The following is a 20450-nucleotide window of genomic DNA, read 5'->3' on the forward strand; positions in this document are numbered from 1 at the left end:
TGTAACAACCCATTCAAGCGCTTTAATGCAAAGGTAATAGTTCGAAAGTTTGGTAGTATTTGAAAACCTAAGTTTAAAAGTTTAAGTGTTTGAATATAATTCTCTCCAATAACCTAAAAGAACGATAATACATTGGGTAGTTAAATGCATTTAATTACTATCTACTAGATAGGTAATACCATACTTTAAATCTCATTCAGTAGTACTAAAGGGTTGTGAAAAACAGCAATAATAGGGGGTGTTATCGCTGAAACATTCCATTACTTTCGCAGTAGAATTAATTGAGTAATTAATCTTCCATATAGCATATAAGTATTTGGAAATGTATTAGATGTGATTTTTTGCTAATAACTATTTTGATATGAACAACTTACTATTTGTAGCTTTATTGTTAATCGCTAATTTGCCTGTTTGTTATCTGATTTTAAAGGCAATGTTTAAAAAGTCATTTTTAACCAATGTATTTTTTGCAGTCACTGTGTATGTCTTATTGGTTCTTTGGTTGGGGTTTTACACTGGTCAAGCAGGAATAAAATCATTGTTCTGGGTATTACCAATTGCATATGTAGTAGGATTAAGCATGTATCAGGTAATTAAAACGAGTGTGCAAAAACCATTGGAGAATGCTATTTCCAATCTTCAGAATGTTGCAGGAGGTGATTTGACCATAAAAACAGAACAATCAGATAAACAAGATGAATTAGGGAATTTGACAAATTCATTAGCCTCTTTAGTGGCTAATTTAAGAATGACCATTGCTGATATTTCAACTGGAGCCAATCAATTAGCCAATGCAAGTAATGAAGTCCGAATCACAGCAAATCAACTTTCTGATGGGGCCAGTGAGCAAGCTGCATCAGTGGAAGAAGTTTCATCAACAATGGAAGAAATGGCCACGAACATTCAGCAGAATAGCTCCAATGCCAATCAAACCGGTTCCTATTCAAAAGAAGCTAGTTTAGGTATTAAAGATGTTTCTGTAAAATCGGATCGAGCGGTGAAGGCGAATGCTACCATAAAAGAGCGTATTGAAATCATTAATTCAATTGCTGATAAAACAGACCTATTGGCTATTAATGCTGCTGTTGAAGCAGCCAGAGCCGGGGAACATGGTAAGGGTTTTGCTATTGTAGCTGGAGAGGTCCGCAAATTGGCAGAAACCAGTAAAAAAGCAGCCGATGAAATTATTGAACACAGTGAGCTAGGGTATCAGACTATATCAGAGGCAGTAAGTGTATTAAGTAAAACGACACCAATAGTTGAAAAAACATCACATTTAGTTGAAGAAATTGCGATTGCCAGCAGTGAACAAGCGCATGGTACTAACCAGGTTAACGTAGCAGTTCAACAGTTGAATACCATTACACAACAAAATGCTGGTTATTCACAAGAGCTTGCAAAATATGCCGTTGCTTTGGAAGAACAGGCCGATCAGCTAAGAAACCGAATAGCTGTATTTAAGATATAGAAAGAATGCACGATTAAGAGACCTAGTATAATTATATGGTATAATTATTATTAAAAGCCATGGAAGCCATTTTCCATAGCTTTTTCATAATGCAGGTATTCAATGATTTGAATTTGATTGTTTACTAATTCCTGTTAAGGTATGTTAAAGTGAAATAATAAGAACGTCATCTGGAAACCAAATTTATATGAATTCGTTACTGATGTTGTTAATCCAATACATAAGACCACTATAGAATTTTGATAAAGTATTTAACCTGAATATAGTTATTAATGCAAATACTTATAATCGACAACAATCGAATAGAGCGAGCACAGGTTGTCAGAAAAATAAAAGAGGTAACATCTTGTGTTATTCATGAGTCAGAAACATTATTAGATAGTAGAAATGCCATAAGTAAACATGCAATCAAATTGGTAATTGCAGCTTCAAACTTTAATGCTGTTAATATCATTAATAATATTAAAAAGAAATTTGATTTACCTGTTATTATTATATCTAAAAATTGCAATACCCATGAAGCTGTGGATGCTATTAGAGCTGGAGCTCACGATTATGTACTAGCGAATAATTCAGGTATTTCGAGGTTAATAAAACAAGTATGGGAATTAGAGAAAGTCGAATTAACAGATAACAAGAACTTAGAAGGGCATTTATCAATTGTACATGAAGATGTGCTTACGTGTCAAAGTCAAAGTGACCTTACGGGTTTTATGGAGCGCTATCGCTTGTTTTTCAAAAATATGGTGAATGGCGCAGCATTATACAAAGCCATCGTTAATGCCAAGGGAGAAATAATAGATTTTATTCTGGAAGAAGTGAATCCATCATTCATCAAGTTTACTGGCTTGGATGACATCAATTTGACTCAATATCGACTTAGTCATATTATGAGTTCATTGGATGATATTAATTTTAAAAGTAAACTAGAAGCATATGCTCTGGTTACAAAAACGGGTGTTAGTAAGGAGTTTATTCATTATTCTAAGGGTTTAAACAAATGGTTTAAAATATTTGCATTCAGACCATGTTCTGGTTATTTAGCTTCCATCGCTGAAGATATAACGGAACAGTACTTTATGAATGAAAAGCTGAAGCTGGAACGAAAGAAAGCCCTCAATGTCATCGAAGGTAATTTGGCAGGAACATGGGAGTGGAGTCTCAAGGATGATTCAGTGCAAATAAATGCATATTGGAAGCATCGACTGGGATATAATTTGGATGAACTTGGGGAGTTGACCAGAAGGACTTGGGAGGCCTTAATACACCCTGATGGAAGGCAAAGTGTCGTTAATGTAGTCGATAGGTTCATCAATCAGGAAATTGAACATTTTAATGTAGAATTTCAGCAACAGAAAAAAGATGGAAGCTGGATCTGGGTGAATGCACGTGGTAAAATCGTTGATAGAGATGTCAATATGCACCCAAAGCAGGTTGCCGGAACTTTAATTGATATTACTGTTAAAAAAGAATTAGAATTACGTTTGCTGGAAAATGAAAATCGCTTGCAAGTCATATTTGATCATGCTCCGGCGACCATGTTTGTTGTTGATGACGCAGGCAAAGTTCTTAAGGTGAACCAAACAGGTATGCGGACCAATAAATTAGCCAATAGTAATATTTCAAACCTAAAAAAAGGTGATGTAGTACAGTGTGCAAATGCGAATACGACCAAGGAAGGATGCGGGACAACATCTTTTTGTGATGATTGCAAGTTGCGATTATTTGTGATGGATGTTGTTAAAACTGAAAAACAAAAGCTGGCTCAGGAAATAACTTTGCAGGTTTATAGTAATGGTCAATTGGAAAATAAATATTTCTTAGCATCGGCTTCTCAATTAACTGATAATTTTAAGGTGAATTACCTGATAACACTGGTTGATATTAGTGATCAGAAAAAGCAGGAACAAGAATTGAAGGAGAGCAACATCCGTTTTAAACAATTGGCTGAGAACTCTTCAGAAGGTATTCTCGTACATAAAAATGGGGTAGTAGTCAATACCAATGCAGCGATATCTAAATTATCAGGTTACAATAGTGAAGAATTGAATTTAAAGGTCATTAAGGAGGCTATTCCGGTTAAATATCATCACCTTTTAGACTTTAATTCATTGTTAGATGTATCTGATAATTACGAAATAGAACTGTTGCATAAAGATGGGTATCTGGTACCAGTTGAAATTAAATCGAGAAAAATCTCAGACAATGAAAAAGGCTTAAGGGTGGTATCAGTGAAAGATATGCGCGAAAGTAAGCGAATTAGGGAACGAATTGCGAAAGCGGCTATTGAAGCGGAGGAGTTAGAAAGACAGCGTATATCACAGGAACTTCATGATGGACTCGGACCATTATTGTCTATGATAAAGATGCTCAACCAAGCCTACTTAAACACCATTAACCCTATTCAACGTCGAAAGCTGAGCAAACAATTGAATGATAATATAGAGGCTGCTTTGAAGCATAATTCAGAATTATCACGAAATCTGTTTCCACAATTGTTAAATGACTTTGGTTTACAGTCGGCAGTTGAACAAATGCTAAAAAATATCAGATCGGCTTCGGGTATTGGATGCCATTCTGAGTTTAAATTGCAGGCACGCCTACCAAGGGTTATTGAGTTAACATTTTACCGAATAATAGCAGAGTTAATCAATAATACCATAAAGCACACAACCGCCACTTGTATCGATATTGAAATAAGCGAACAAAACGACTGCGCTGTCTTGAATTTTTACAATGATGGTGACGTTTTTGATTTTGATAAGATTAAAACAGGGCATAAGGGCATGGGCTTGTTCAATGTTTATAACCGGGTGAAAGCTTTGAATGGTAACCTAATATTTCAAGCCCATGAAGTACGTGGTATTAATTATTCAATTGACTTACCGTTAAGCTTGGAGAGTTTAAAAAATTAATCCTTACTTTTTTGAAGAATATTTACGTTCTTTAGGTATAAACAAGCAGAGAATGAATAGAAAGATTCGAGTAGCAATTGTAGAAGATCAGGAATTATTCCGTTCAGGAATAATCACTCTTTTAAATGGTCATAATAAAATGGAGGTGGCCTTTGATTCGAGTAACGGTCTTGAATTCTTGCAAAAGCTAAAAAAAGATCAGCCTGATGTTGTATTGATGGATCTCTCCATGCCTCAGATGGATGGGAGTGAGGCAGCGCAAAAAGCACTTGCTTTGTTTCCCGATTTAAAAATCATTGTATTATCCATGTTGGATCAAAAAGATTACTATGCCAGAATGATAAAGTACGGAGTAAAGGGCTATGTTAATAAAGATGTTAATTTGTCGGACCTTTATGACGCCATAGAAGAGGTAGCACAAGGAGGTTTGTATTTCTCTCAAGACATATTACGTCAGTTGGTGTTAGATAAAGAAAGAGGCAGTGATGAAAATAGCTATGAGTTGACCGATAATGAATTATCAACTTTGGAAATGATTTGTAAGGGGTATACGAATAAAGAGATAGCCGATCAGATGTGCTTAAGCATTAAAACCATTGAGAAATATAGAAATACCTTGATAAAAAAGACCAATTCTCGCAATACAGCACAACTGGTGATGAAGGCGATAAAAGAAGAGTTGGTATTGATTGAAGGGTAGTGCGAATATTAACCAATAAGATTCCATAAGAACTGCTTCGCATTAATAATTATAAGTATACAAAAGCTCGGTTCTGTATGGATTAGAGTGGGTAAGCCCAAGAGTTACCCTATGGCCTTGGCTGGTGAGCCATAAAACAAGGTTGTATATGACGTTTAAGAATCGTTTTCTGTTCGAGCGAAGTGAGTTTAAACGATTCCAGTCATTCAACCGCAGTTTTATGAGCCTAAGCAGGCGTAGCCAATGATTTTTTTGCTTGCGTTTTTTCATCTTTGAAAAAATGAAGTCGGGGTTTGGGGTTGAAAACCCCAGAATGATAGTAAGAGAATTACCCACTAAATATCTTATTGAGCCAAAAGCTCTGAACTTTCGGCAAGGCCTATGCATTTAAAAAAAAATGCCCAATAGCATGATACTATTGAGCATTTAAACTATGAAATCGGAAGTGCTATCCTTAAATATTCTCGTAATCCTCTAGTGATTCATTAACATTTCCCAAATCAATTAAAGAACCATTTGAATGTCCATTGCCATTTGAATGCTTAAAACTTGCTGGTTTTTGAATGGCTGTCGGTTTTCTTAAAGTATTTCTTCTTATCTGACCGTGCTTTTCAATCTTAAAGAAGCTGGTTACATCCTTTAAATCATTAGCTAGTGAGGCTAATTCTTCAGAGCTGCTCGACATTTCTTCAGACGAGGAGGCATTTTGTTGTGTCACATTGTTTAGCTCCTGTATGGCAGAGTTTACCTGGTTGGCACCTGTTTCCTGCTCCATGCTGGCCGAAGCAATTTCATTTACCAGCTGTGATGTTTGCTGAATATCAGGTACAATAGCCTTAAGCTTACTGGTCGACTCTTCTGTTAATTTTAAACCATTCTCTGCTAAGGCAACAATTTCGCTTGCTGCATTCTGGCTTCGTTCCGCTAGCTTACGAACTTCGGCTGCTACCACTGCAAATCCACGGCCTTCATCACCGGCACGGGCGGCTTCTACCGCTGCGTTAATAGCTAAGAGGTCTGTTTTCTCGGCAATCTCTACTACAATGTTAATTTTCGAATAAATGTCTCTCACAGCTGCCATGCTGTCCTCTGAGGCCACTGCCACTTCCTCAATTGACGTAGAGGCCTTGTTCGACATCTGGCTGGTCTTATTGGCATTCTCTGTATTTTGCTGAATGTTTGCCGCCATTTCTTCCATCGATGACGAAACTTCTTCTGCTGATGCTGCCTGCTCACTTACCCCACTTGAAATAGCTACCGAATTTTCTCTCAATGTATTGGACGACGCGGCCATTTGTTCCGATGCTTCTACTACACTGCCAATAATGTCTTTTAATTTAGTTGACATATTAATGATGGCTTTATAGATACCCGAACTACCGGCATCCAGATTGTAATCAAATGACAGGTCGCCATTGGACACCTGCTCAGTGATACGCGCTACTTCATCCGGTTCACCACCGATGTCTTTCAGCACTTTGCCCGATACATATAATACGATTAGTATAGAGATGATGATAGCCGCAATAGTGATAAAAATCAATAGGTTCTTAGTTGTTGAGGCGGTGCTTTCAGATGCTTCACGACGTACAACAAGCAATGACTCTTCCTCCGAAGAGAAGGTCTTTATCAGGCTACGAATTTCATCCATGTACTTTTTGCCTTCTTTCTTGGCAAACTCTGCATACAGTTGCGACATTTCGGCTGTTTTCATGGCCTCACGGTTAATGGCGATGGCTCTCTCGGCATAATCATTTATCCAGTTTCTGGCTGCACTTTTGACCGAAGCTGGTGCGCTGAAGGCAATAAAGTCGTTCTCAATCATGGCTTTACCTTCGTTATAGGGCTCCAGGAATTCTTCTTTACTGTTTAACATGAATCCGCGTAAGCCCGTCTCCATGTTCACCATGTCCAGAATAATCTTATCCTTAGCCTGAGCAATCATCGACGAACGCGCCACTAAAGCACGTAAGTTATCCATGTTACGCTTACCAACACCTGATTCAATCAGTTCAAACATGCGCTGACGCTCATCTTCACCATCTTTAATGTTTCGGCGCAAATCAATGTACTTTTCAGCCACATCACTACGCCAGCTGGCAGCCAGCTGCTCGATTTGTCGCAAGCGTTGCACCTGTGTGGGATTATCATTAACCGTTTCCTGTAATTCTTTAATGGCTGTTGAGAAATTTGTACCGCCTGATTTGTAGGGGTCAAGAAACTCTTCATCGCCCGAGACTGCAAAACCACGCATACCGGTTTCCTGATCCACCATATACGCCATAACCTCATCGGCATTAGCAATCACTTTATAGGTATGCTCAACCCAACCTGAATTACTTAATAAGGTATTTAGGTTGCTAAAAACAACTGTTGAAATAATGACCATTAGTACCAGTCCGATGGCACTGGGCAATATTAACTGATTCCTTAATTTTAATTTCATTTTAAATGTAGTTATAGTGTTTAAAATTCTAATGCTAAGTTGAGATACAAATAAGCTTTACTGGTGTCGCCAATAAGCTCTTGCATCCTGTAGTTTAATGAAGTGGTAATCTGATTTGTTATTTGATACTGCCCGCCTATAATGGCTAAGGAGCCATCACTATCGGGTAGTTCCCCTTCTGAATAGTTGTAGCTTATCACATCGTATCGTCCAAAAAGCTGGTAACGCTCGTTGATATTATAAGAGGCATAAGCCGATAAGCCACCTAAGTCAATACCCGATTGCATGGCACTGTTTAGCTGCTGATTATATTCCACACCGGCCGTAAAGGCCTCAGACTGGTAACCCAATATACCAATGAAATTGGTTTGTGTGGCGTCTCCCTGATTCAGAAAGTCTGCGTATGCTCTTACTACCAGACCTGCAGTGGTGTTTAGTGTGGCACCCACAGCGTATCGGAATACACTATCGACCTGGGCGTTTTTATGCCCCTCACCATTGGTGATAGCCATATCAAAACTAATAACTTCTGTAGGTTTGTATTTAATTACCACACCATAGTCGTTGGTAGGGGCAAAGCCATACTTATCAGCAAAGACCTTATCAATGTAGCGGTGTTTCCACAGGGCTTCCTGTTGCTGGTTGAGCTGTGTGCCGATTAATCCGGCTTTACCTTCAAATTTCTCGTAATGAAAGCCAAAGCAGAACTCAAAAAGATTGGTGATATTATTGTAGTCGCCTGTGGGTTCATAGTTTTCGCGAGCCGACTCAACCATACCATTAAAATACAAATGCTGATTGTATTGGTACTTGTAGGCAAAATGCAATCGGTTTAAACGAAACGAACTATAGGCGGCATCAAAATTATGGTTGGCATTAAAAAAGACATCGCCATAGAATTGACCTTTGGCTTGATTAGCCGTTTCCTGAGCAAAGGTCCGATTAGATAGTCCGCCGATGATAATAATGGCCAATAGGATTTTCATTAAGCTCCTGATACTTTCTCTGTTTTTGCTTGTCATGACTAAAGGTTTTCAGCTGTTTCTGTTTCCTCCACTTCAATGGTATCATCCTCAGTTTTCAGCTGAATAATTTCATCGCTGCTAATAGCCTTTTCAAAGTCAAGCAGGGTGATAAATTGATTGTTACGGTGCAACACACCAGTAATGAAATCAGAATTAAGCCCTTTCCCAACCTCAGGTACTGGCTGAATCTCCTTTTCATCAATTTCGATCACATCCACCACCTTATCAGCCATGGCACCAACAATCTGCTCTGTATTGTTAAGCATCAGTTTCAATACCATAATGACAAACTTATCATCGCACCCATAAGTTGCCATATCGAATTTTAATCGCGAATTGACGATGGGAATAACATTACCACGGAAGTTAACAACGCCTTCGATGGTATCGGGCGCCTTTGGTAAGTTGGTAACCGAATGATCGGCCCCTGTTTCTATTATCTCAAGCACTTTATGTACCCCAATGGCAAATAGTTCGCCATCGAGCATAAAGGTTAAGAATGATGTGCTTTTTGTTTCCATTTTTTATGGGTGTTTTGTAATTAATAGTAAATCAATGTTTTATAATTTAGTAAAACGAGTACTTTAAATGATTAGTTATGGGTATTTGCGTTTGATTTGCAAGTTTTAAAGGGTTGTTTGCAATAACCTTAAAGGGTTGTTATAATAAAGGGTGTTTATGCTTATGTCTATTAGTTATAAGAACAAATGAATGGGCGATGCCTGTGCTCATGCAGAGCTAAATGGTCATTGCAGTCTGACGATGTGGTGAATGCGGCATTACAAAAAGGTATTTCTAAATATTTTGTTAAGCGATGTATCAACGAGCATTGCTAAGCCTGTGATAAGTGAATGAATATATAATCGGGCGTTACCCATAGGGCATTTAATTTTTAGTTTTATTAATCTACCATACCAAATAACTACAACAGTCCTTTATAAATGAAGCTTAATCAACCTATAGTTATTTATCAAAAAAAGGTTCTGTATGGATGAGACTGGGTAAGCCCAAGAATTACCCTATGGCCTTGGCTGGCGAGCCATAAAACATCGAACAACTAAGAATTGATTATTCTTAGTTGTTTCAGTAGGGAGTTGTTGTTAGGTTGGGCAAAATATTGTCTAATAAATGATTCCAGTCATTCAACCGTAGTTTTATGAGCTTAAGCAAGCGTAGCTAAAGATTTTTTTGCTTGCGTTTTTTCATCTTTGAAATTACTTAGTTATTCATGAGGACATATAAAAGACAAGCACTTCCTAGCAAAAAATGAAGTTGGGGTTTGAAAACCCTAGAATGATAGTAAAAGCATTACCCAATAAAAATCATATTGAGCCTTTTTTTAATGCGATTGATTGGCGGAAGTAATAATCGCATTAATTATTTGATTATTGAGATGTTAGCAACTAGCATCGACCCTTTATGTCGGGGTGATAGATAACCCTATTGGGTTATTGAATTGGTTATTTATATATATAACATCTTGCTCTAATCAGGCGTATTAGTCTTAATAAATATATTCTGAAAATTTATGGAAACTAAAAGTTCATCTTTCTTAACCTTTATGCTAAACGGCGAATTATTTGCTGTTGGTGTACAAAAGGTTCTTGAGATAATTGAAACAGGAGCAGAGCACTCCGTAACCAATTTACCCAAAGCACCGGAAACCGTTGAAGGTGTGGTTAACTTCAGGGGTAATGTGATACCAATTGTCAATTCCCGTCAGAAATTTGATATGCCCATATATGGTGCCGCCGATAAGTTTGTTATTATGGTGCTGAAACTGATGCTTAACAATACAGAGCAAATAGTGGGTGCCATGGCTGATAAAGTAGTTGATGTAATTGAAATTGACGAAAAGGAGGTTCAGGCAGTACCGGAGGTTGGGAAAGGTCTGAATTCAGAATTTATTACCGGTGTATTGCACCGCAACAACCAGTTTATAACATTATTGGACTTTGAGAAGGCCATTAGCAGTGATGAAATCATCCAGCTAAAAACCGATGAAGAAGCTGAAGAAGAAATTGAAGCCGCTGAATTAGAAGGCTAAATGCTTGTTGATGAAACTACATGGCCTAAGAACTCAGACTTTATACGAATTATACTAACAACACATAATAACTAAAGGAATGAATTTTAACGATTTAAAAATAGGAACTCGCCTGATGGGGAGTTATATCCTGATTATTGCTTTTACCATATTGGTAGCCCTTATTAGCTTTAACGGCTTATCTGACGTTAATGTACAGGCCGACTTAGCCTCGTCGTTAAGTGATACACAAACAAACATGCTTGAGGCGCAGTTAGATGCCTATAAATACATGGTGTATGGTGATGATGACTTTGTGAAAGCCAATGATAAAGGTTTGGCCGAGAGTCAGGATTTCTTGAAAGATGCTGAAGAGTTAATGAGTTCAAGAGATAACATCAATAATGCCAAAGAAACATCGCAAAACATCAATGATTATAAGCAGGCCTTTGATAATTATGTGGCTTTAGAGCAGCAGCAGGTACGATTGGCTGAAGATATTGACAGTTACGCTGATGAAAGTACGGCAGATATTGATCGTGTATTAACAACCATTCGTAATCAGTTTAAAGAAAGTTCTTCTGTAGAAAGTATGGACGAAAGCTTCACCGACTATGAAGAGTTACAGCAAGCTAACGATGCCTTTAACGAAGTAAGGGTAATGGCTTGGCAGTTTATTGCCGATCCAACCGATGAGGCAACAGGCGATTTCGATAATCAGAAAGCAGCAGTTGTTCAGCAGTGGGTTGAGGAGTGCAGAAAGCAGCTTGAAGAGTCGCGTAAAATAATGGATACTCAGGAAGATATTGCGACGGTTGACGAAGCCATTGAAGGACTGGCCAACTACGACAAGGCTTTTGATGATTTTGCATCTACGATTCAGAGTCAGATTGAGCTTCGCACTTTATTAGCCGAGGAAGGCCTGAATGTGATGGATATGACCGAGAAGGTGGCAGATGCAGCTGCTGAAACGATGGACGACGAAGCGGCATCGGCTTATGCCATGATTACTTTATTCTCAGTTATTGCAGTTATATTAAGCTTTACCGTTGGTATCTTTATTACCAATAGCTTAAGAAGACCTTTGGTGAAGGGTGTAGAATTTGCCAACTCAATTGCCAATGGTGATTTGAGCGGACAGATCAATATTGAGCAGGCCGATGAGATTGGTTCATTGGCCAGTGCTTTAAACAACATGGTTGGTCGCTTACGCGATATCATTGGTTCAGTGGTAAATGGTGCAAGCAGCGTGTCGGTGGCAAGTGCAGACCTGAGTCAGGCTTCTCAAAACATTGCCAACGGTGTAAATGAACAAGCTGCCTCGGCTGAAGAGGTGTCTTCATCCATGGAAGAGATGGCTGCCAACATTGAACAGAACTCGGAAAATGCTTTAAAAACGAATAATCTGTCCCTAAAATCATCAACAGCCATGCAGGAAGTGGCTGCGGCATCAGAAAATAGCCTGAAAGCTGTGCAAGACATTTCATCGAAAATAAATGTGGTGGTTGAAATTGCCGAGAAAACTGACTTGTTAGCTATTAATGCGGCTGTTGAAGCTGCGCGAGCAGGCGATCAAGGACGTGGGTTTGCAGTGGTAGCTGCCGAAGTACGTAAACTGGCCGAGCGTAGTCAGCAGTCGGCCACTGACATTGTACAGCTGGCTGAAAATGGCATGAAAATGACTGCCGAATCAAATAATAAATTAAAAGCCATATTGCCTGATATCAATGAAACTTCCAGCCTGGTGCAGGAGATTACCTCGGCCAGTGCTGAGCAGCGTACAGGTGCTGAGCAAGTTAATAGTGCCATTCAGGAGCTTAATGCAGTAACACAGAAGAATTCGGCTGCCGCTGATCAAATGTCAACATCGGCTAAGCAAATGGCTCTTGAAGCTGAAAATATGAACGATGCGACATCATTTTTTAACCTTGGTAGTACAATGAATAAGGCAAATCGCTTTATAGGTAACAGCAGGGGTAAGAAGGTTTCGGCAACACCTGTTTCAGGAAATGGATCGAATGGTAATGGTGCTGCAGGTCATGATTTTATGAAGCAAACTAATTTATCAGAGGCTGGTTTTAACGGTTTTGAAGAGATGTAAATCTTTTCAATCAGATAATTGAATCAGGAGCTTATCGTTTAAATACGGTAAGCTCTTTTTTGTGTGTCGGGCATGGTAACGTGCTATCAAGATGAAAGTTCTTGAGTTCGCCAAGTTGACAGGAAGAACTAGCAATTGGCAAGGGTGTTGGGGGTGACCCCAAATCTGAAGGAAGCCATCAGCAAAGTCATTGTTCTAACGTACAGAAACTTGATATAAGGCTTACAAGTGGAGGGCAACCGAGCATTGGATTGGGAAAGCCCCAAAAGTCAACCGTAACCACTCAGAGTAAATCAAGTAGGACGTGACGAAAGTATGTTATCTTACCCCGAGAGATCTCAAAATCTGTCGTAACATGCGACAAACTGAGCGGAGACAATCAGCCAAAGGTTTTGAGAAGTCAGCAGAAGTCATAGTACTTGAAGGAACGAGCTGAAAATAAAATAAAAAAAATCAGAGGCCTCACAATCAAGGAAGGACTGAATCGGATAGAAAAGGAGCAGGTTTATGATTTTTGTGATGTGTGCCAGAAAATTTCCAATTGAAAAACTGTGAAAACGTATATGGAGCGGTGTTTGCATTGGGGGCTTAGCATTACAGGCATGAATTTATACCGAGCCTTTGTACCAAGTGTGCTTATAATCTATTCTGAAATCGCCGTGTACGAGAGTATGCATGGTGATGTGAGAGGGCGAGGGAGTAATCCCTCTACCTACTCGATTTATGACAGTGGGCTTGCCACATGAATACAGCATGCTACAGCGCGAGTACGATTTCTATCGTACCCCTCATGTGGGCGAGGTAATAATAGTATAAGCACAGAGTTGACAGAGAGTAAAGAGGAAAAATAATGGTAGGGATACGAGATAGTTTCGGGTGCGATTGTTCAACTGAGCGGTTGATAGGTGTGAAACCGCCCGATTGACCGGCAGTCAACCGGGCGGTTTAATGGTTATCACTCGTGTTGGGTATGATTACTCCACTAAAAGGAGGTGTTCAAATCTAGTGTCACGTGTTTCTTTTAGTAGCTTACCACCTGAGGTGTGTTGGGTAACAATTTCCAGTTCATACTCACCTGCCGTAAGTTTAGGCACCATAGCTATTACCTGCTTTGGTTCATTCTCAATTAATTGTTCCACCTTTGTTTTTGTTCCATCTGCTGCATTAATAAGGAAGAGCCCTACTTCGGGTAAGTCGCCATCAATTTTAATCTTGTTGCCACTGATTTTTATCACATTATTCGGCGTAATAGTCGAATTGTTTTTCCCACTTAAGCTGTCGTGCACTTGGCCAATGACCGGACCTGTTGGTGCTACGCCCAATACATCTATTGTCACGTTTTCAAGATTTTTACGCAACTCTGAGCCTTGTGTGAAAGAGGCCGATATTTTGTGCTTGCCATTTTCGTATTTAGCCGAACTACCTTCAAAAACACCCGAAACACCAATATGACCATAACACAAGGGTGTGTTGAGTGTATAGCCTTCCGCCAGGAACCTGGCTTTCATTTTATCGCCCAGGGTCAACAGGTTGTAAATGGTTTCTTCGCCAAATTCAGAACCTTCCTCACGAATTTGCTGAGCAATGCCTCTGTTAGTAATGGTTCCATTTGGCTTTACTTTGCCAAAATAATCGTTTGGGTCTTCAGTCAGGTGGTTGTCGTACAACCATAAGTTTAATTTTCTCATTCTTTTTAGTTTTAAATTAGATGGTACTAAGGTATTTTTCAGTTGGATAGTGTAATCTGACAAAAGTCAGTTTTATAGCTTATTACACGAAAGAGTAAAATAAGTACGTGAAATACTGATATGGAATGATAAAATCAAAATAACACACAAACGTTATTGTTCTGATTTACTCCTTTTTCAAGTCACCTCAACAAAATGGGCATTCAGGAAGCTCATTCCCTAAAATATATAATACTAAATATCTGTCTTATGGTAGTACTATAGTAGACGTTAATAGTATAAAAAGGGGGGGGGTGATTGTAGTGTTTTATCTATGTTAATTAGGTGTTAAGTTGCTGAAAAACAGTAATAAGTACTCTGTTGTAGTTGATTGTGATACCCTATGTTTGTATTGTGATTTTTTAACACAATTTACGAGTGGAACATAACACATAAATTATGAAGCAATTAGCCAAATGCCTGACAAAACACCTGCTTGTTGTCCTCTTTTTATCCAGTATCGTATATAAAGTGCATGGCCAGCAGGAAAGCCCTTTAACACTTGAAGCCTCATATGTGTTCGATGCTGTTAACAGTCCCAATGCCACTTTGACATCTGGTAATGCCTATATGGGCCTGATTGATTTAATAGCATCGTTTAGCACCGATGACGCCGGTTGGTGGCAAGGAGGTGAATTGTATTTTCAAATGGAAAATACTCATGGAGCAACGCCATCTGCCAATATGGTGGGTGACCTGCAGGTCTTTTCCAGCCTTGATAATGGTAATTACACCTATTTATATCAATTGTGGTATAAGCAAGCGTTTAATCGTTTTTCTCTTACGATTGGTAAACACGATTTAAACTCTGAGTTTTTGGCCAGCGATAATGCAGCCGAATACATCAATAGTTCATTTGGTATTATGCCCTCTGTCTCCATGAATGTGATGGTGTCAATTTTTCCAAAGTCTTGCTTTGGGGCCGTAGCAGCTTTTGATGTGAGTGAACAAACGAATATTAAAACAGCTATTTACGAAGGCGATCCACTTAGTTTGGATGAAGAAGAATATAATATACGCTTTGCTTTACATACCAACAGCGGCTATTTTTTCATTAGTGAATTGAGTCAGTCAATAAACCTTTTTAATGGTTTGGAAGGTACCTACCGTATGGGTGCTTATTACCACAGTAGCTCTTTTGCCGATGTGCTTGATGAAACCATAATGCACAAAGGAAATTATGGTGCGTACCTGATAGCCGATCAGTTATTGTATGCCGGGGAGCAAACGAGTGCCAGTAGTCTGGGGTCTTTTTTACAAGTGGGCTATGCCCCCGATGATCGAAATGCTTTTCCTTTCTTTTGGGCTACAGGTCTTAATTATTATGCCCCATTTAGTAAACGGCAGGATGATGTGGCCGGTATTGCCATTGCATCCATGACTATTAATAATAAACTGGTGGGCATCGATAAAGCCTTCCAATACAATAACGAGCATGTTATTGAATGTTTTTACCGAAGGCAAATCAATGAGAAAGTGGCTTTACAGCCCGAATTACAATACATTATTCACCCGGGTGCGATAGGTGGAAGTAACAATACTTTACTTGGGCTTATCAGGACCTCTATCACATTTTAACATCCAAACAAGAAAATTATGAACATTAAAAATTTAAAATTGGGCCAGCAACTACTTGTTAGTTTTGGGCTTGTGTTAACCGTATTTGTTGTTTCGAGCCTTATTCAAATCAATCGTCTAAATGCACTTGGTGCCGTGCAGGATGAAGGTGCCCAAAGGGCTGATGATGCCATCATCATAACAGAAGCTTCGGCTTTGCCTTATCAGTTTTATCAAATAATTGGTGACGCTATTATCAACCGTGATTTGCTTGCCGCACAAAATGACTGGAGTAATATTGTTTCTGAAGCGAGTGTAGATTACCAAACGATTCAAGATATTCTGGATACAGACCTTGAAAAGCGTATGTTTTCCGAATCAAAAGAGGCTAAAAAACAATTGATAACGCTGGTGGAGAGTGGCTTATTACCTTTGTTAAATACCGACTTAACTGGCAAAGGTGAAGAGGAGATACAGCAGTTGGACTTAGAGGTAAAAAAGTTAGACGCTCAGTTTGATCGTTTGATAATTCAAATGCGGGAGCCTTTGCTACAAATACGACAGGAGCTAATTGATGAAAGCGCAGAAGCCGATGAAGTGTACGATGCCAGTCAGGATTTTTTAATCACCTTATCACTTATATTCCTTGGAGTAGCCATTATATTGGCCATTATAATTAGTATTGCCATTACACGTTCGATTACTAGTTCACTTGGTGGTGAACCATCAGAACTGGAAGAGATTGCCAACCGAATGGGAAATGGCGATTTAACCATTAACACAAACGATGTGAACAACCGACAGGGTGTTATTCGAAAAATGCTTGAGATGGTTGATCGCTTAAAAAGTGTGATGGTGAGTGTGACGACAGGGGCTGATAATATTAACAGTGCCAGTCAGCAATTAAGTGGTGGGGCTCAGCAAATATCATCAGGAGTAAGCGAGCAGGCAGCATCGGCCGAAGAGGTGAGTTCATCTATGGAAGAGATGGCGGCGAATATTCAGCAAAATACAGTCAATGCACTTAAAACAAGAGAGCTATCAGGTAAAGCATCTAAAGATGTTGAAGAAGTGGCTGCTGCATCAGAAGAAAGCATGCAAGCAGTAAATGATATTAACGACAAAATTAATGTGGTGGTGCAAATTGCCGAAAAAACTGACTTGTTGGCCATTAATGCAGCTGTAGAAGCGGCGCGTGCCGGTGATGAAGGACGTGGTTTTGCAGTGGTGGCTGCCGAAGTACGCAAGTTGGCGGAACGAAGCCAGGAGGCTGCTAACTCCATTGTTAGCCTGGCCGAAAGAGGTGCTCAGTTAAGTGAGAAAAGTACGGCCATGTTAAAGGCAATAGTACCTAATATTATTGAAACATCGCAGTTAGTCGATGAAATTGCTACCGGAAGCCAGGAGCAGGAAACGGGCGTAAATCAGGTGAATAGTGCCATTCAGCAGTTGAGCCATGTCACTCAGCAAAATGCCTCTAATTCAGAAGAAATGGCCAGTAGTTCAGAAGAGTTATCGTCGCAGGCTAATGAACTGGAAGAAATAACCAGCTTCTTTAAGTTAGGACATACTACCCGTAGGCGAAGTAATGGTGTTAAGAAAGCTGACTTTATTGCACAGCCTAATTTAGGGAACATCGCCCAGCAGGGTGTTGAGTTTGACATGAGCCAAATGGACAGCTCATTAAAAGATTACCAGAATATATAATTTTCCCCTTTAATAAATTCAGAGAAACAGTTCATAGCCTTGGTAGTTATGAACTGTTTTTGAATCACGTCAGCTTGTAAGAAAATGTTTAATAGCATGAATTAAGGCCAGTATTCAATAGTACTTTGTCAGGGTGGATGAGATAGGGTTTTACTTATATTAAAACGGTTCTTAATATGTTGTTTCAGTATGATATGGTCTTTATTGTCAGGATGATGTCCTATAACTTTAACCAGATTTTATAATTCAAATAAAATGAAAAACTACACCATCCGAACAAAGCTGATTTTATTATCGGCAACCATATTAGTGATAACCTTATTTATTGGAATAAAGGGAATCAATGATTTAAGAAAAATAGAAGCTGGTGTTGAAACCATGTATGCCGATCGCGTGGTGCCTTTGCAGCAGTTAAAGCGGGTATCAGATGCCTACGCTGTTAACGTTGTTGATATTTCGCATAAAACTTATCACAATCTTATTTCGTGGCGAGAGGCCAACGCACAACTGGATGAGGCAGCAAAAATAGTTAGTGAAAACTGGAGTGCTTATGAGCAGACCTTTATCGAAGGGCAGGAAGAGGTATTAATGAATGAAGCCATTCGATTGAGAAGCACTTCAAAAGCCACTTACCAGAAACTACTAAGTATTATTGAAGGTGGAAAGAGTGAAGAAAACCAATTGGCTTTAGAGGTCTTAATTCGTGAAGAATTATACCAAAGCATTGACCCATATACCGAAAAGATAGGTGAATTGATTGACATCCAGCTGGAGATTTCATCTGAAATAATGGATGATTCTGAGCGACTTTACGAGAGTACGTTGCTCCAAACCATTATTATATTAATCATTGCAGTTATTTTGGCAATGGTGATTGCTTATACCATTATTAAAAGCATCACAAGTCAGTTGGGTGGTGAGCCAGTGGAGGTAGAACACATCGCTGGTGAGATAGCAAAAGGTAACTTATCAATAAAGGTAGAGCGAAATCGTATTGGAGCGATGAAGTCATTAATGACGATGATTGAGAATTTACAATCCATTGTTAGTCGTATTAGAGATAATGCATCGGTAATTAATGCTGCCAGTCAGCAACAAAGCAATAGCTCTCAGCAAATATCTTCAGGTGCTAATGAGCAGGCGGCCTCTACTGAAGAGGTAAGCTCATCGATGGAAGAGATGGCAGCCAATATACAACAGAATACTGAAAATGCGATTAAAACACGTGAGATGTCGCAAAAGGCAGCCCTGGAAATGGCTAAAGTATCTCAAGCATCGGAAGAAAGCATGAAGGCGGTTCAAAATATTTATTCGAAAATAAATGTAGTGGTGGAAATTGCCGAGAAGACTGATTTATTAGCAATTAATGCGGCTGTAGAAGCAGCTCGTGCTGGTGATGAAGGTCGTGGTTTTGCAGTAGTAGCAGCCGAAGTTCGCAAATTAGCTGAACGCAGTCAGAAAGCAGCCAATGATATTGTCGAATTGGCCGAAAACGGAATGAAGCTGACCGAACAATCAACAAGTATGCTAAAGCAAATAGTGCCTGATGTTCAAAATACTTCTGATTTGGTCAATGAAATAGCAACGGCCAGTCAGGAGCAAGATACAGGCGCCAGCCAGGTGAATAATGCCGTTCAGCAATTAGGCTCGGTGACTCAGCAAAATGCGGCTGCTGCTGAAGAAATGGCCAACAGCTCAGAAGAAATGTCCATGCAGGCCAATGAGCTGGAGGAAATTACAAGTTATTTTCAACTGAGCAATGAGATGAAAGCAACCAAAAGTTCAAAACAGTTTAGTAATTATTCAGATTTACAGAAGCTTAAAAACAAAGCAAGTGTAGTGCAAAGTCCGTCCAAGGGAATGCAGATAGACATTGATGAAGACTACAGTGGATTTGAAAGTTTCAATTAATAACAGACAAAAAATAGAATATATGAAGGATAAGCAGCTTAAATCGTATTTGACATTTCGCCTAAAAGGTGAATTATTTGCCATAGGCGTAGATAAAGTATTGGAAATAATCGAAACTTCAGAGGACCATTCTGTTACGAATTTACCCAAAGCACCAGATGCTGTTGAAGGGGTGGTTAACTTTCGTGGCAATGTTATTCCCGTTATTAACATGCGACAAAAATTTGATCTGGCCAATTATGAGGAACAGGAACGATTTGTAATAATGGTGTTAAATTTAACACTTTCTGACGAGGATCAAATCATCGGTGCCATGTCTGATAAAGTGGTTGACGTTATCGAAATTGCTGAAACGGAAATTCAACCAGTTCCAGAGGTAGGGAAGGGTTACAACTCTGATTATGTGTCAGGTGTTGTTTATCGCCATGAGGAGTTTGTGATGGTGCTGGATGTTGAAGCTGCTATTGATACGGATGAAATAATACAACTTAAGCAGGAAGAAGAAGTAGTGGAAACAGAAGAAGATAAAGCTTCGGAAGCTGAGTAGGAAACAATAAAAATACTTTATAGTTATTAAAAGAAGCGCTTGCTATTTATTTAGTAAGCGCTTCTTTGTTGCTGTTTGACTAAGGAGATAAGAATGAGGGTATTCTTTTTAAATATGATTGTTTACACTCCTTTTTGTAACCCCAAAGGGTTGGTTTGTTCGCCTATTTCGTATGGTAAAAGACAACCTTTTTATAGTGTTTGTTAAAGGTTTTTATCATTTAGTTTTGCAAAAAAAATGAGAACCTAGTATCCGCACGTAAATATTTGGAAAAATCGGCAAGCCCCATAAATAAACTTTCATAGGGCTTGCGCGATTAA

At 39.1% G+C, this 20450-nt stretch carries 13 protein-coding genes; 9 read left to right on the plus strand and 4 right to left on the minus strand.

Annotated features, from left to right (window positions below; all coding sequences use genetic code 11):
• Positions 1-361: 361 nt before the first annotated feature.
• The 3 genes from JIV24_RS05975 (at position 362) to JIV24_RS05985 (ending at position 5083) form a co-directional block, all read left to right on the plus strand.
• Positions 362-1468: a methyl-accepting chemotaxis protein gene (locus JIV24_RS05975; protein ID WP_200464104.1), complete on the plus strand. Its 1107-nt coding sequence runs from the start codon at positions 362-364 to the stop codon at positions 1466-1468.
• A 272-nt stretch (positions 1469-1740) separates the two neighbouring features.
• Positions 1741-4383 carry a PAS domain S-box protein gene (locus tag JIV24_RS05980; protein WP_200464105.1) on the plus strand — a complete coding sequence of 881 codons (2643 nt, stop codon included), beginning with the start codon at positions 1741-1743 and terminating at the stop codon, positions 4381-4383.
• Positions 4384-4435: 52 nt separating this feature from the next.
• Entirely contained in the window at positions 4436-5083 is a 648-nt protein-coding gene (locus tag JIV24_RS05985; RefSeq protein WP_200464106.1) for a response regulator transcription factor, read from the plus strand.
• A gap of 454 nt (positions 5084-5537) precedes the next feature.
• Here the strand turns inward: JIV24_RS05985 and JIV24_RS05990 are convergent, their stop codons facing one another.
• The 3 genes from JIV24_RS05990 to JIV24_RS06000 are packed head-to-tail and all read right to left on the minus strand — an operon-like array spanning position 5538 to position 9075.
• A complete protein-coding gene (locus tag JIV24_RS05990) occupies positions 5538-7529 on the minus strand; it encodes a CHASE3 domain-containing protein (protein WP_200464107.1) in 1992 nt (663 codons plus the stop codon).
• A 20-nt stretch (positions 7530-7549) separates the two neighbouring features.
• Positions 7550-8551 (minus strand): hypothetical protein, encoded by a 1002-nt coding sequence (locus tag JIV24_RS05995; RefSeq protein ID WP_200464108.1) that lies wholly within the window; start codon positions 8549-8551, stop codon positions 7550-7552.
• Between the two features lie 2 nt (positions 8552-8553).
• Positions 8554-9075, minus strand: a complete 522-nt coding sequence (locus JIV24_RS06000) for a chemotaxis protein CheW (protein ID WP_200464109.1) — start codon at positions 9073-9075, stop codon at positions 8554-8556.
• A gap of 1007 nt (positions 9076-10082) precedes the next feature.
• On the opposite strand from JIV24_RS06000, the gene JIV24_RS06005 reads away from it, so the two are divergent.
• Both JIV24_RS06005 and JIV24_RS06010 read left to right on the plus strand, forming a co-directional pair.
• Positions 10083-10601 (plus strand): chemotaxis protein CheW, encoded by a 519-nt coding sequence (locus JIV24_RS06005; protein ID WP_200464110.1) that lies wholly within the window; start codon positions 10083-10085, stop codon positions 10599-10601.
• Positions 10602-10680: 79 nt separating this feature from the next.
• A complete protein-coding gene (locus JIV24_RS06010; RefSeq protein WP_200464111.1) occupies positions 10681-12681 on the plus strand; it encodes a HAMP domain-containing methyl-accepting chemotaxis protein in 2001 nt (666 codons plus the stop codon).
• Between the two features lie 974 nt (positions 12682-13655).
• On the opposite strand, the gene JIV24_RS06015 is transcribed toward JIV24_RS06010, so the two are convergent.
• Positions 13656-14369 carry a DNA-binding domain-containing protein gene (locus tag JIV24_RS06015; protein WP_200464112.1) on the minus strand — a complete coding sequence of 238 codons (714 nt, stop codon included), beginning with the start codon at positions 14367-14369 and terminating at the stop codon, positions 13656-13658.
• A gap of 438 nt (positions 14370-14807) precedes the next feature.
• Here JIV24_RS06015 and JIV24_RS06020 point away from each other — a divergent pair, with 438 nt between their 5' ends.
• The 4 genes from JIV24_RS06020 to JIV24_RS06035 all read left to right on the plus strand — a co-directional run bounded on the left by JIV24_RS06020 (position 14808) and on the right by JIV24_RS06035 (position 20130).
• On the plus strand, positions 14808-15986 hold the full coding sequence (locus JIV24_RS06020) for a carbohydrate porin (protein WP_200464113.1): 1179 nt from the start codon (positions 14808-14810) through the stop codon (positions 15984-15986).
• Positions 15987-16004: 18 nt separating this feature from the next.
• The gene (locus tag JIV24_RS06025) at positions 16005-17672 is read left to right on the plus strand and encodes a methyl-accepting chemotaxis protein (protein ID WP_200464114.1); all 1668 of its coding nucleotides are present in this window, start codon (positions 16005-16007) and stop codon (positions 17670-17672) included.
• 255 nt (positions 17673-17927) lie between these two features.
• Complete coding sequence (locus JIV24_RS06030; RefSeq protein WP_200464115.1) at positions 17928-19583, plus strand: methyl-accepting chemotaxis protein; 1656 nt, start codon at positions 17928-17930, stop codon at positions 19581-19583.
• Positions 19584-19605: 22 nt separating this feature from the next.
• Positions 19606-20130, plus strand: coding sequence for a chemotaxis protein CheW (locus tag JIV24_RS06035; protein ID WP_200464116.1), 525 nt, complete (start codon positions 19606-19608; stop codon positions 20128-20130).
• The last annotated feature ends 320 nt before the right edge of the window (positions 20131-20450 follow it).

The organism is Carboxylicivirga marina (assembly GCF_016612505.1).
GTDB classification, from domain to species: Bacteria; Bacteroidota; Bacteroidia; order Bacteroidales; family Marinilabiliaceae; genus Carboxylicivirga; species Carboxylicivirga marina.

Excerpts from the sequence above, each read along its gene's own strand:
- JIV24_RS06005 (WP_200464110.1), top strand. The coding sequence starts at position 10,083 with ATGGAAACTAAAAGTTCATCTTTCTTAACCTTTATGCTAAACGGCGAA.
- JIV24_RS05985 (WP_200464106.1), top strand. The coding sequence starts at position 4,436 with ATGAATAGAAAGATTCGAGTAGCAATTGTAGAAGATCAGGAATTATTC.
- JIV24_RS06025 (WP_200464114.1), top strand. The coding sequence starts at position 16,005 with ATGAACATTAAAAATTTAAAATTGGGCCAGCAACTACTTGTTAGTTTT.
- JIV24_RS06015 (WP_200464112.1), bottom strand. The coding sequence starts at position 14,369 with ATGAGAAAATTAAACTTATGGTTGTACGACAACCACCTGACTGAAGAC.
- JIV24_RS06010 (WP_200464111.1), top strand. The coding sequence starts at position 10,681 with ATGAATTTTAACGATTTAAAAATAGGAACTCGCCTGATGGGGAGTTAT.
- JIV24_RS06035 (WP_200464116.1), top strand. The coding sequence starts at position 19,606 with ATGAAGGATAAGCAGCTTAAATCGTATTTGACATTTCGCCTAAAAGGT.
- JIV24_RS05990 (WP_200464107.1), bottom strand. The coding sequence starts at position 7,529 with ATGAAATTAAAATTAAGGAATCAGTTAATATTGCCCAGTGCCATCGGA.
- JIV24_RS06030 (WP_200464115.1), top strand. The coding sequence starts at position 17,928 with ATGAAAAACTACACCATCCGAACAAAGCTGATTTTATTATCGGCAACC.
- JIV24_RS05975 (WP_200464104.1), top strand. The coding sequence starts at position 362 with ATGAACAACTTACTATTTGTAGCTTTATTGTTAATCGCTAATTTGCCT.
- JIV24_RS05995 (WP_200464108.1), bottom strand. The coding sequence starts at position 8,551 with ATGACAAGCAAAAACAGAGAAAGTATCAGGAGCTTAATGAAAATCCTA.
- JIV24_RS06020 (WP_200464113.1), top strand. The coding sequence starts at position 14,808 with ATGAAGCAATTAGCCAAATGCCTGACAAAACACCTGCTTGTTGTCCTC.
- JIV24_RS05980 (WP_200464105.1), top strand. The coding sequence starts at position 1,741 with ATGCAAATACTTATAATCGACAACAATCGAATAGAGCGAGCACAGGTT.
- JIV24_RS06000 (WP_200464109.1), bottom strand. The coding sequence starts at position 9,075 with ATGGAAACAAAAAGCACATCATTCTTAACCTTTATGCTCGATGGCGAA.